Consider the following 12,558-nt stretch of genomic DNA (forward strand, 5'->3'; position numbering starts at 1 on the left):
AATCGCCCTCGAAAAACACGGGGTGGGAAAACACCGAATGAATTATTTAAAGGAATACGAACATGTTTACTTCCAGATTAACGATGTTGCACTTATTATGTGAATCTACCTTAACTTTTTATTACCCGCTGAATTATAAGTTAAATTCATTATGTTATAGAGTTGTTTATAATAAATATAAATAATAAAATTCCTAAGTAATAATCGGATTTAAAATAGTAGAGTACTTTGCATAATTTTTTGATACCTATTTAGAGGAAAATATGGAGTGGAGCAGGGTGAGAATATGAGTGATCCACCAAGTATTAAATTTAAGTTATTGGCCTATTGGAAAAATACATCTGACCATATCTGTGATAACTAATTTATCTATCTGACATTTAGAACATGTTTAGAGGATTTGTTTCGCTGAAAATGGTTGCATGAGCATGGCGTTTTTCGGATTTCAGAAATTATTTGGAAATGTAGAATTTCTGGGGATTAGTTATTCAGGAATAAACTATGGTTGCCTCTGTAATGATAGTGTGATGATTTCTTGATGAAGAAAAGGAATAATTTAACTGAATAAAAGTACCGAAAACTAATTTATAACTAATTTAATTGTTTTATTCACAAATTTGCGATTGTTATTATAATGAGCGGGCCATTAATTAAGTGTGGAATGACCGGTATATAGATTGATCATTTTCATTTGTCAGACCTAAATTGAATCCGAATTAATATTCATAACACGGGTACTCTATTCTGAAGAATTATTTAGCGACGTTTATGAGGAAATATAATGATAAAGTTTAACGAAACACGTGTAGGTAACGTATTAGCTGGTTGGAATCACTTATCTGTTATCGGGCCAATACAGATCAGAAATGCTTCTGGCTCCCGAATACAGTTATCATCAGGTGAATGGTACGATGATTATATCATGGGGTGGGGATCATGTTTCCTTGGTCACGATAGTTCCGTTATCCGAAAATCTATCACTGATGCGCTGTCACGCGGTTTTCTTCAGCAATATGAAACTGAAAAGCATCAGTTATTAAGTGAGCTCTTTTGTGCCGCAATTCCGTGTGCAGAGAAATTGCGTCTTGTAAATTCGGGATTAGAAGCCACGATGTATGCAACACGGATAGCTCGAGCCGTGACAGGTAAACGCATTATTTTCAAGTTTGAAGGTCACTTTCATGGCTTAAATGACACCCTGACATGGAATATTGATTCTTCTCCACGAAGTGGCTCAATGCTCTCAAATGGTAATGGTGAACTAGAACGCCTTGAAGGTACTGTCGGCATTCCCCCTGAACTGGGCCAACTCACTGTACCATTGCCATGGAACGATCTAAATGCAGTGCAAAAGGCATTCGAAACTTACTCCGATGATGTCGCTGGGATCATTCTTGAACCTATAGCTCTGAATATCGGTTGTATTAAACCAGATGAAGGGTTTCTCCAAAATCTGCGTATGCTCGCGACAAAACATAAGGCATTGCTGATCTTTGATGAAGTATTAACAGGATTCCGAGCGAATATTGGCGGTGCCCAAAAAGATTATGGCGTTATTCCCGACATTGCAACATATGGTAAAGCATTCGGCGGTGGAATGCCGATAGCGGGGATCGCTGGTAAAGCTGAGTACATGGATGTGATTGCGCCACGTGGACCTGTGCAGATAAGTGGAACAAATACAGGTCGATATCTGTCTGTTTCTGCTGCTTTGGCGGTTATTGAACATTTAGAAGATGGCGCTGCTTACCAACATGTTGCAGGTTTGGAAAGTCAACTGATAAAAAATCTGAGGGAAATATTTAATAAGCACAACATTCCGTGCCATATCGATGGTTATGGTGGCAGAGTTGGAGTCCATATCGGGACTTCAATGCGTCCAAAAACAATGAAGGATATAGAACAAACTTACCCTGTGAGGTTCGCACATAAATTATTCCGTATGCTGTCAACAGAATATAACTTATACGGCTTTTTATTGCCTCTGACTTATTGCCCAGAACCAGTGACACTATCTGCTTTGCATACTGCGGAGATGATAGATAGTGCATGTGATCGTCTGGACTCCGCGCTGACGAGGTTGGAATACCATGATAATTAAAGATACACGCATGACTCTTATTCGACGCTTTAATGTCTCTGATATGGAAGATGTCCTTAAACTTATTTCACAAATTGAGTCTACAGATGATCTAGTCCAGTCTGCGCGCACTCAATTTATGCGTGAACTAGATAATCCCCATTATGAGGAGGCACGGTTTATCGCAACTGAAGGAGATTTGTTAATTGGAACAATGGGATGTGGCCTTGGATCGATACCATCAAAGCACGCTCTCTGGGCTGACTGGTTGGTTGTTGATCAAAGCTATCGCCGATACGGTATTGCCTCCTTGCTCTATGACGAAATTGAGGCATTCGCGTTAAGTCTTGAGAAAAAATACCTGTGCCTAGATATTGGCAACATCGACAAAGAACGTGCTGCATATCTATTCCATCTTCGCAACGGATTCCAGATAGTCGGGCAAATTCCTGACTATTGGGGAAAGTCCGAACACCTAAACATAATGGCAAAACATCTTATTTCATAGGAGGCGCTGTATGGCCGTTCTTAACAGCATCACCGAGTTAAAAGATCTCGCTAAAGATTACCGAGCAGATGGTCTGACAATTGGACTGTGTCACGGATGCTTTGATATCGTCCATATTGGACATATACACCATCTACAACAGGCGAGTTTACTAGTTGATCGTCTTTTCGTGTCAATTACCACTGATAAGTACATCAACAAGGGTTCTGATCGACCCATTTTTTCTGACAATCATCGTGCCAAATTCATCGCATCAATTCGGTACTGTCATCATGTGATAGTGAACCACTCACCGACCGCTGAATTTATGCTCACGACTCTTCACCCCGATGTGTTTTTTAAAGGTGCAGATTATGGTGCCAGCACAGACCCGAGACTGTATGCAGAAAAAGAACTGGTTGAAAGCAATGGGGGACGGATAGTTTTCACTGACGACAAAGTGATGGATTCGACATCGCGAATTGCAAACATAATCATGCACGAAAGCATGTGAACAGTGGGGACAAAATGCAAACACTTCTATTGGTTGATCTCGACGGAACTCTTATTGACACTCCACACTACGAAGCTTGGCGTAACACTGCACGTCAAATCGGAGACAAAGAACTTACCCATGCAGAATATCTTGTCAATATAGCTGGACGGCCTCGCCTGGAAGGTGCATCCCGGCTTCTGGAACTGAAAAGGGATAGACTGTCCGTTGATATAAATAGTAGTAGTGCATTAGCGGAAATTAAACAGATTGAATTCCTCCGACTTTCTGTATATGCCCAGTTTTTTGATGATGCACTGCGGCTATTAAAACGGCTCGAATTATCACAACAGTATATCAAATTTTATACAGCCTCGCAAAACGCATCTTGCTTATTCGATTCCATGCTACGTAAGGCTGGAATATCTCTCAATCAACAAAACGTAGTGCAGTAAAAGCGAGATCAGACTCGAGAGGGGTTATTCTTAGAGCTCATCAAAGAGCATGATTCAAAAGGCGTCACGCTTATTGATGATTCTCCATATTCTGTCGATGTAGCCTGTAATCTTGGCATTCGAGCTTATCAACTCCACCGTAATGAACTTCTGCCTGTAGCTACTGACCCACGCGTTTTTATCCTTCGATCACTTGATAACATCACAATTCCGATTGTTGATACAATATAAGGAAATGATATGACTCAATACTCAACTATTCTTGTAACAGGCGGAGCAGGATATATAGGGTCGCGGTTAGTGCCTAAACTATTAGCTGCTGGCTACAAGGTCAAAGTGCTAGATGCCCACTTCTTCCCTAACGGACTGAGCCTCTTTCTTGATCATCCTCATTTGGAATTCATTAAAGGTGATATTCGTGACCAAACGCTCGTCGAAAATGTATTACAGGGAGTCACAGTAGTAATACACCTTGCTGCGGTTGCAAACGATCCTAGCTTTAACTCCGACCCAGAAGTGAGCCGATCTATAAATATTGGGTGTCTTCCTCATCTCATGACAAGTGCTAAGCGTCAGGGATGCCGACGTTTTATCTATGCCTCATCAGCGAGTGTTTATGGAATCAATGATCAACCTATCGTCGATGAAAACCAACCGTGTGTTCCCATTACTGACTACAACCGATATAAGGCAGAAGGTGAAGCAGTTCTTTTTGACCTGACAGATGCGAACTTTGAAACCATCGCAGTCAGAGCGGCGACAGTTTGTGGTTGGTCGCCTAGGCAGCGTCTGGATCTGACTGTCAATATTCTGACTGCGAGTGCGCTTTCACAAGGTAAAATTACCGTTTTTGGCGGGGGCCAATACCGACCCAATGTTCATATTGGCGATTTAACTCGTCTATATACAACACTTGTTCGAGGTGATTCTCTTGGTTCACTCTGCGGGCGTGCCATTAATGTCGGTTATGAGAACCACACTGTAACTGACATCGCACAACAAGTTAAAGAAGTTGTTGACCGCTATTTTGTTACTGATGTACCTATCACAACGACATCCTCTGGTGATGTGAGATCTTACCGACTTGATTCTAGTTTGGTGCAGAAAGAACTTGGGTTTCAGTTTGTTTATACAATCAGGGATGCTGTTTTAGAAATATGTGAGAAGTGGCAATCAGGAAAGTTTATTGACAGCACTGATATCCTCAAAGACTCTCGCTACCATAATATGTTGAATATGAAATGTGCAGATTGGTCTTTCAACTCGTCAAGGAGTTTTTCGTGCTGATCATCTCTTATGGAAAAAAACATGAAATAGTGACTGAAATCAGCCCAGACTCGTCTACATTTATTTCATGTATTACAACGTTGGCTAATAGCCTTATTGGTCTACGTCCACATGTACCAAAATCATCTGAACGGACGCAGAGAGTACAGCTACTTATGGACAGGGTATATGCGTCAGGGATTGGTGTCTCACGTGAGATAGTATCATTGCCTGCACCAAGAATTCTCCGGCTCTATGATGTAGAAACCGGTGAACCAGCAAGCTATCAAGACGGGAAAACGGCAAAAATTACCTTATCTATCGACACGGCATCTGTCACCAGCACCGAATATTTGCATGTCAGAGGAGAGGCGTTCGAGTTGATAGTGACGCAGTTTATTGATGTTCCCAATAAAACTGAAGTTTCAACCATTATAGAATTGCGTCAGATAAACATCGGCACCACCAGAAAGCCACGTCAATTGCGGCTGGACTACGGCCTTGATGCTTCCGCAGTTAATGAGTATTTAGGTACAGCTCCATGGCTAACCGCCCGTCATTATAGTATTGGTCAGTGTCATTTTAGTGAAGGCGGTTTTAGCATTATTGTCACAACAGCAGAACGACGTCTATGCTACGACATCCAATTCAGGCGACAGTCATTCTCTTCTGGCTTCGCAACTACATGGGCAGACTCAGGGAGGAGCTGCGCCACATCAGTGACTTTCGATTTTTCTATGAACGAATGTCATCAGCTATACACACACTGGCAGATACGTTCAGAAGCGGACAGCTTGGGGCTTGGAATATCGTCTTCTCCATTTGATATTACAGCTTGCCAAAATGAGCACCAAACTCAATGGAGAACACTATGGGAAGAGCATGATGTGACAATCAATGCATCCGATGAATCAATAGAACTCGGCATTAAGTATGCAATTTTTCAGCTTTTACAGCACGGTATTGATTCATATAACCATATGCTGGGTTCTATTTCTCCGGCACGCGGCCTGACTAGCCCCTATCATTCAGGGGCAACTTTCTTTGATACAGAGCTTCACAAATGCATATTTTGGATCTGGAATGATCCGCAAGTCGCAAAAACACTCATTGATTACCGATATCACTGTATGGAAGCAGCAATTGAATTCGCAAAATCCACGGGATTTTCCGGTGCTCGTTTTCCTGAGGCTTCGAATGATCGTGGAACAGAGAATGGGCCTCATTATGTGCTGTCTTATCCTGATGCTGGCATGGTACGAGAATGGAGTGTCGATGAAGTACTACACATTTCTGCTGATGTCTGTTATGCCTTATACAGATATTGGTTGGCAACCAATGATGATACTTATATGAACATGTGCGGTTATAAGATCATCGCTGAATGTGCAAGATTTGCAGCATCTGTTTTCACGTGGTCTGATAAAAAACAGGCGTATGTCATCAACTCGGTGATGGGACCGGATGAATATCATTATCATGTCGATAATAGCTTCTTTACGAATTATCTTCTCAGATGGTGCATTAAATTTGCTCTTTCACTGATTGATTGTAAATTTTTCCCCGAAATTTCCGTAACCGAGATGAAAAATTGGAAAGCAATTAGCAACAACGTATATCTTCCCTGGATGATGATTGATGGTGTTTCTATTCCTGAAGAATTCGATGGATATGCAACTCTTGAGGAAACTGGGCTGAGGAATGAAAAGAAGCGAGGGCCACAGTTTATGGATGAAAATGAACGGTCTTCTGCCGCAAAATTGGAGAATTTCACTTCCGGAGCCATAAAGCAGGCTGATGTCGTTCTGCTCATGTCTATGTTTCCTGATGATTTCTCAGATGAAATGAAGCAAGTTGCATTCAAATTCTACGAACCTCGTACTGTTCATGAATCATCATTGAGTTACGGCCCTCATGCAATGCTTGCAGCAGACATCGGTGAGGCAGACAATTGTGCCGATTTCATATCACGTGCAAGTCGCTATAATCTAGATTTCACTCCTATCTCAAATTACAACAATGGATTGCATTTGTCAGCTTATGCCGGAGCATGGCAAGGGCTTGTTGAAGGCTTGGCCGGACTTCGCGTTGACGGTGAAAGACTTTATTTTCGTCCCCAATTACCATCCCATTGGAACTCCTATCGATTCACAGTCTATTTTCGAGGAAAACGACTGCTGATCACGATACTTGCAGATGGCATAGTCGATATTTATAGCGGTGAGAAGAAACTGGTGGCTGAATACTGCTCAGACGGGCGCATATCTATTTGCGGAGAAACAGAATGACCCCATTCTCTGAACGCGCATTACCTTATTCCGAGGTATTACGCTCCTCATCCTTCCGAAAGTTACTGATTGGTCAAGGGTTGTCAATGATTGGCGACGCCGTCTGTCTGGCGGCTCTGCCCGTTGCCCTGATCCATGCCAAACTTAGTGCAGATGTTTTCGGAATTATAATGGCTGCGGTAGGGGTAGGTACGGTGATTGGTGCTCTTGCCGGCGGAGTTCTGGCAGACAGAAAGTCACCGAAACATGTGCTTATCGCGACAGACACCGCCAGGGGATTGGCGCAAGTTGCTGCAACTGTATTAATCATGTCAAGTGCTCCGTGGTGGGGGTTAGTCCTTGCCTACCTCATCTTTGGCATTGGTATTGGAGTCTCTCGTCCATGCGCCCAAGTTTTGCTAGTGAATCTGCTCCCCAAGCAGGCGTTAGTCGCCGGAAATGGTGCGATGAATTTTATCGACAACTTTGTGGCCGTAGTTTTTCCTGCCACAGTCGGTGTTGTGATCATATTGTGGGATCCTGTATGGGGAATACTCATGGATGGAATAACGTTTTTCGCCGCAGCCTTTTTCACTGTGCTGATACCCGATATCGGGGTGCGTGGTTCAGACGATAAATTCTCCTTACGGGAGGTATTAAATGGTATCACGATTATTACTGGCAACTCTGTTTTGTCACTTGGGTTTACTGCGACGTTGATCCTGAATGTCCTGTGTTTTCCCATCTTTTTGGTTGTCGCACCATATGCAATCAGTGATCGTTTCAGCGATACAATGTGGGGATTTTGTCTGGCTGCATCGGGAGCTGGCGCTTGTATCGGCTCAGTCATTACGGTACTGACTTCCGGCCATCAGCGTCTAATATTACTTGCCGTGATCTGTGGCCTGTTTCTCTGTAGCGCAATGCTCTTGTTGGGAATGGGCAGTTTTGCTTGGATGGTCATTCTGGGGGCAACGTTTATCGGGATTGTTGAGGCGTCGTGGCTAACGGGTTGGGCAACTGCGATGCAAACACTTTCCCCGGAAAAAGATCTTGGAAAAGTTGTTGCCGTCGATACCTTTGTGACCAGTGGTGCACATCCATTCATCTATCTTAGCGCAGGAATATTTGGTGCGATGGTCGGATATTCTGAAACATTGACAATAACCGCGATTGTCAGTGCCGTGGGAATTGCTGTCATCGCACTTGTAGCTATCACTCGAAGAACCTAAAAGAGGCAACGACATTATGATCAAGTGCAACAATATCCAAGAGCAAGCGCTAGACCTATCCGAATTTATCTTCAAGCAGTGGCGAGATGTTCTGGTGGCTGGTGATTTTGTGCTAGGTGAAGAAGTCTCAAGATTCGAAGAATGGATGTCACAGTATTGCGGAGGAGCATATGCTGTATCACTTAACTCCGGTACTGATGCTTTACTGCTTGCATTGCAAGCTCTAGGAATAGGGCCGGGCGATGAGGTCATAACTTGTGCGAATACATTTGTAGCAACCGTCGGGACAATAGTTGCTGCCGGTGCTACACCTATCCTTGCTGACGTAGGAGATGATGAACTCATCAACGTTGATACCATTGCTCCGCTGCTAACCGATCGAACCAAGGCTGTTATACCTGTTTATTTACGTGGACGGCCTGTAGCTATTGACCCGATTGTCTCGTTGTGTCGTGCTAATGTACGCACTCATTTGAAATGCGCGCTGAAAATCCCTAAAATGATAGAATGCTATCAATGAGCGGTTATCATGAAAAGAGCCATTAAAGTCCGCCTCTATCCCACTGTTGAACAGGCTGAATTTCTGAATGCCCAGTTCGGCGCAGTGCGTTGCGTCTTTAACAAAGCGCTCCATATCAGCTGCCACATGTACCAGCGCCACGGAGTATCGTTAAATCCGAAACGCGACTTAAAGCCGTTACTGGCGAAAGCGAAAAAATCTCGCCGTTATCACTGGCTAAAAGACTATGATTCTCAAGCCTTACAGCAGTCCGTCATTAATCTGGACAGGGCGTTTCAAAATTTCTTCCAAAAACGGGCAAAATTCCCCCGCTTTAAAAGCAAGCACGGCAAACAGTCCAGTTATCACCCTAACGGTAAGATACTCACAGACGCTATCCAGTTGCCAAAAATGACGCCGATTAAAGCCGTTATCCATCGGGAAATCATCGGCAAGGTATCAAGCATCACCATGACACGTAGTGCGACGGGTAAATACTATGCTGCGATTCTTTGTGATGATGGTCAGGAAGTCCCAGCAAAACCCTGCCTGATAACGGACATCACTGGTCTGGATATGGGCTTGTCGCACTTTGTCATTAAATCCACGGGTGAAAAAATCGCGAATCCCCGCTTTTTGAACCGCCACAGCCGCAATTTGCGGCGGAAACAAAAAGCCTTATCCCGAAAGAAAAAAGGCAGCGCTAACCGGGCGAAAGCGCGGTTACAGGTAGCCAGGTGCCATGAACATGTAGCTAACGCCAGAGCCGATTTTCAGCATAAGCTTTCCCGTACACTGATTGACGAAAACCAAGCGATCATTGTGGAGACACTGAAAACGGCAAACATGATGAAAAATCACAGACTTGCCCGTGCTATTGGGGATGCAGGCTGGCACAGTTTCATCAGCAGGCTGGAATACAAAGCGGAACAAAAAGGCGTTTATGTGGTGAAACTCGATCAGTGGTATGCGAGTTCCAGAAGGTGTCATTGTTGTGGTGGCAAGATGTCGGAAATGCCGCTGCATAAACGGCGCTGGCAATGCCCTGAATGCGCGGTAGAACATGACCGTGACATCAATGCGGCGATCAACATCCGGCAAAAAGGGATAGTTGAATTACAGACGGCGGGACACGTCGTCTCTGCTCATGGAGGCCTGCGTAAATCCGTTGCACCAACGGTTGCGGCCTGAGAAGTGGGAAGCCTCGCCGTTTTTTACGGCGGGGAGCAGTCACAGAATATCTATCAGCGGGGGTTACAGAACGGGCTTGAAATTAGTCGATTGTCACAAGCAGAGTTGAAAGAACGTGAGCCTTATGTTAATGGACTTGAGGCAATTTTAGTGCCAGATGCAGGGATAGTGGATTATCCAGAGATTGCAGAAAAATTGGCAGAAATCATTCAAAGCAGAGGCGGTGATATTTATTATCAGCAACATGTGTATGCTATTCATGAACATGCTGAGTATGTTGAAGTACAAACCTTGCAAACGAGTTATCAAGCTAAACAGCTTGTGAACTGTGCGGGATTGCATAGCGATAGAATTGCCAAGCTGGCAGGTTATGAGACTGGAATGAGAATTGTTCCATTCCGTGGTGAATATTATGTTCTGAACAGCAATAAAAATTATTTAGTTAATCATCTGGTATACCCCGTCCCTAATCCTGATTTTCCATTCCTTGGTGTTCATTTCACTCGGATGTACAATGGCAAACGGGATGTTGGTCCCAATGCGGTATTGGCTTTTAAGCGCGAGGGGTATCTCAAGACAGATTTTTCCTTGCGTGATCTGGCGGAAATCCTCACTTATAAAGGATTTTGGAAGATTGCTACACGCTATTTTAGCGAAGGTATGGCAGAAATACGGCGTTCATTTTCGCACAAGCTTTTTACCGACGATGCTCGTCGGCTTATCCCTGATTTACAACCAGAAGATATTACTCTAGGAACAGCCGGAGTTCGCGCTCAAGCGCTGACAGCTGATGGCAAACTAGTAGATGATTTTCACTTTTTGGTCGGTCGTCGTTCATTGCATATTTGCAACGCACCGTCACCAGCAGCAACAGCATCAATGGAAATTGGGCGGGAGATTGTCCGAAGGTATTTTTCAGTGCCTTGAAAAGATAGCCACGAGGAATTGTTGATATTTTGTATTCATAATTTAACCCGAATTCTGTTTAAGCCATCACTGGAAAATCGTCTTCTGAGTAGAAAAATTTTAGTGATGGTTTTTTAATTTAAGGCAGTAAGCAATCACATCACTACACTTATAGTTAAATCCGTCTTTTGTATGAAATCTTTAATATCTCTGTTTTCATTCTTTTAAATAGTCATGGCAGGGCAGTTAAATGCAAAATAACTGGAGGATAACATTGTCGGTGAATACATTAAACATAACAGGAAATAAGCCGTTTTTAGTTATTCTGTACCTTTTCAAAATCTGGTATTAATGGATGCCTGTTTTTTTATTCTCCCGGCTTGTTTACACGACTCCGGTGACTGCTGACAAAAGGCCTTCTTTTTCTCCTCGTAGGTTTTGAGTATTCCTGACTTTTCTTTCTCTGCGGCGGAGAGAAGATGCGCCAGGACAATGACAATTTCCCCGGCATTAGCACCACTGTCCGCACCTTCTGCGCTATGAGTCGCAATTGCACCGGCAACGCCGCCGATAATTTTACCGCCAGCCTGAATGCTCATTGGGTCGCAGAAAGTTTTATCCAGCGTGATTTTCGCCGGCTTTGTGGCCAATTTTTGCTGATAGGTAAGTAATAATCAGAGGATAAAAAACCCCAGCCAAGTTCTGTCTCTTAACCAAGAGATCGGATTGAGAGGTAAGTATAGAGCTGGGGCTATCAATATTAGCTTTGATAATCCTCATATTCCCAAGCAAAAACACGGGAGAGCTTTTCAGCTATTTCCTCCCAGTCTTTACATTCACATTTATCTATATAATCTGTTATGGTTTTGGTGATTTCAGCCAGATCATATTTGCGTACAAGTAACATATGCCTGATTAATTCTGGTGCCCAGTGATGTTTTAATAGCCAACCTGGAGTGCAGATAAATAAATCAAAATTATCTGCCCCTTCACTATCTTTTTCTCCAATGCGCAATATGACTCTTAATAAGAATTCTTCTTCGTTATCAGGAAAATATGAATCTAGATCATAATCATCACTAGATATGCTTTTTAGTTCCGCTTTCATAAAAATTCATCCTATTGGATATCCAAATGACCGTTTCCTATCTTAATTTTATCGCCTGTAGATGAGTTTATTTTAAAGGTTTCAAAATTAGCTTGAGTTCCTGTTGATGCATGCTTACTATTTTTTTTCTCTGTCGGGAAACGATATATACGAGTACCATCAGCACTAACTAATCCCGTTCCATCATTGATTGGCCTCGCACCATCACCAACCCAAATTTTACCCAACCGATCAGCTTCTTCACGACTTCCATTTCCTATACCAAAGTTAACCTTGCCATTGTCCCCTTTAATCGCTGCTGCTAGCCTTGAATCCTGCGAAGCAATATTGTGCAAATTTTGTTTTGCCAAGTCATGTTTCAATTTTGGATAAGTTGTCGAGTTATATGCAGAGATTTCATCACTGACTTTATTAATCAGTTTAGACGCTTTTCCGACATCCCTGCTCTTCAGTGCTTTCTCTGCCGCTTTGATGGTCTTCCCAGCGGCATCACCTGCACCGGGAATAATGGCTATCGCGGCGACCAGATAATCTAATGCACTCTCAGCCTCGACAAGACCTTTAATATCCCCGA

12 protein-coding genes and 1 pseudogene are annotated in these 12,558 nt (G+C 43.2%); 10 read left to right on the top strand and 3 right to left on the bottom strand.

Translation table 11 applies throughout. From position 1 onward, the window contains the following. Positions 1–781 precede the first annotated feature (781 nt). From ABR397_RS20990 to lhgO, 10 genes are all read left to right on the top strand, one after another. Entirely contained in the window at positions 782–2,101 is a 1,320-nt protein-coding gene (locus ABR397_RS20990; protein WP_350307413.1) for an aspartate aminotransferase family protein, read from the top strand. Further along, positions 2,091–2,588 carry a GNAT family N-acetyltransferase gene (locus tag ABR397_RS20995; protein ID WP_350307414.1) on the top strand — a complete coding sequence of 166 codons (498 nt, stop codon included), beginning with the start codon at positions 2,091–2,093 and terminating at the stop codon, positions 2,586–2,588. Before ABR397_RS20990 ends, ABR397_RS20995 begins: the two co-directional genes overlap by 11 nt. 10 nt (positions 2,589–2,598) lie before the next feature. Beyond that, positions 2,599–3,081: an adenylyltransferase/cytidyltransferase family protein gene (locus ABR397_RS21000; RefSeq protein WP_350307415.1), complete on the top strand. Its 483-nt coding sequence runs from the start codon at positions 2,599–2,601 to the stop codon at positions 3,079–3,081. Positions 3,082–3,095: 14 nt separating this feature from the next. Further along, complete coding sequence (locus ABR397_RS21005) at positions 3,096–3,515, top strand: HAD family hydrolase (protein WP_350307416.1); 420 nt, start codon at positions 3,096–3,098, stop codon at positions 3,513–3,515. 240 nt (positions 3,516–3,755) lie between these two features. After that, entirely contained in the window at positions 3,756–4,802 is a 1,047-nt protein-coding gene (locus ABR397_RS21010) for an NAD-dependent epimerase/dehydratase family protein (protein WP_350307417.1), read from the top strand. Then, entirely contained in the window at positions 4,796–7,069 is a 2,274-nt protein-coding gene (locus ABR397_RS21015) for a glycosyl hydrolase family 65 protein (RefSeq protein WP_350307418.1), read from the top strand. The genes ABR397_RS21010 and ABR397_RS21015 overlap by 7 nt, the downstream gene beginning before the upstream one ends. After that, positions 7,066–8,280 carry an MFS transporter gene (locus ABR397_RS21020; RefSeq protein ID WP_350307419.1) on the top strand — a complete coding sequence of 405 codons (1,215 nt, stop codon included), beginning with the start codon at positions 7,066–7,068 and terminating at the stop codon, positions 8,278–8,280. Before ABR397_RS21015 ends, ABR397_RS21020 begins: the two co-directional genes overlap by 4 nt. A gap of 16 nt (positions 8,281–8,296) precedes the next feature. Continuing rightward, positions 8,297–8,800 carry a DegT/DnrJ/EryC1/StrS family aminotransferase gene (locus ABR397_RS21025; RefSeq protein WP_350307420.1) on the top strand — a complete coding sequence of 168 codons (504 nt, stop codon included), beginning with the start codon at positions 8,297–8,299 and terminating at the stop codon, positions 8,798–8,800. Positions 8,801–8,809: 9 nt separating this feature from the next. Continuing rightward, a complete protein-coding gene (locus ABR397_RS21030) occupies positions 8,810–9,970 on the top strand; it encodes an RNA-guided endonuclease TnpB family protein (RefSeq protein ID WP_350307421.1) in 1,161 nt (386 codons plus the stop codon). 3 nt (positions 9,971–9,973) lie between these two features. Then, positions 9,974–10,897, top strand: a complete 924-nt coding sequence (gene lhgO, locus ABR397_RS21035; protein WP_350307422.1) for an L-2-hydroxyglutarate oxidase — start codon at positions 9,974–9,976, stop codon at positions 10,895–10,897. A 314-nt stretch (positions 10,898–11,211) separates the two neighbouring features. Here the strand turns inward: lhgO and ABR397_RS21040 are convergent, their stop codons facing one another. From ABR397_RS21040 to ABR397_RS21050, 3 genes and pseudogenes are all read right to left on the bottom strand, one after another. Then, a complete protein-coding gene (locus ABR397_RS21040; RefSeq protein ID WP_350307423.1) occupies positions 11,212–11,526 on the bottom strand; it encodes a hypothetical protein in 315 nt (104 codons plus the stop codon). A 110-nt stretch (positions 11,527–11,636) separates the two neighbouring features. Beyond that, a complete protein-coding gene (locus tag ABR397_RS21045; RefSeq protein ID WP_350307424.1) occupies positions 11,637–11,984 on the bottom strand; it encodes an immunity 8 family protein in 348 nt (115 codons plus the stop codon). A gap of 11 nt (positions 11,985–11,995) precedes the next feature. Beyond that, positions 11,996–12,558: pseudogene (locus tag ABR397_RS21050) on the bottom strand (DUF6862 domain-containing protein); the annotation flags it as partial.

The sequence above is a fragment of the Photorhabdus viridis genome (assembly GCF_040256935.1).
In the GTDB taxonomy this organism is placed as follows: domain Bacteria; phylum Pseudomonadota; class Gammaproteobacteria; order Enterobacterales; family Enterobacteriaceae; genus Photorhabdus; species Photorhabdus viridis.

What these genes read in the sequence shown, in the direction of transcription:
- ABR397_RS20990 (WP_350307413.1), top strand. Translation starts at nt 782, where the DNA reads ATGATAAAGTTTAACGAAACACGTGTAGGTAACGTATTAGCTGGTTGG.
- ABR397_RS20995 (WP_350307414.1), top strand. Translation starts at nt 2,091, where the DNA reads ATGATAATTAAAGATACACGCATGACTCTTATTCGACGCTTTAATGTC.
- ABR397_RS21000 (WP_350307415.1), top strand. Translation starts at nt 2,599, where the DNA reads ATGGCCGTTCTTAACAGCATCACCGAGTTAAAAGATCTCGCTAAAGAT.
- ABR397_RS21005 (WP_350307416.1), top strand. Translation starts at nt 3,096, where the DNA reads ATGCAAACACTTCTATTGGTTGATCTCGACGGAACTCTTATTGACACT.
- ABR397_RS21010 (WP_350307417.1), top strand. Translation starts at nt 3,756, where the DNA reads ATGACTCAATACTCAACTATTCTTGTAACAGGCGGAGCAGGATATATA.
- ABR397_RS21020 (WP_350307419.1), top strand. Translation starts at nt 7,066, where the DNA reads ATGACCCCATTCTCTGAACGCGCATTACCTTATTCCGAGGTATTACGC.
- ABR397_RS21025 (WP_350307420.1), top strand. Translation starts at nt 8,297, where the DNA reads ATGATCAAGTGCAACAATATCCAAGAGCAAGCGCTAGACCTATCCGAA.
- ABR397_RS21030 (WP_350307421.1), top strand. Translation starts at nt 8,810, where the DNA reads ATGAAAAGAGCCATTAAAGTCCGCCTCTATCCCACTGTTGAACAGGCT.
- ABR397_RS21045 (WP_350307424.1), bottom strand. Translation starts at nt 11,984, where the DNA reads ATGAAAGCGGAACTAAAAAGCATATCTAGTGATGATTATGATCTAGAT.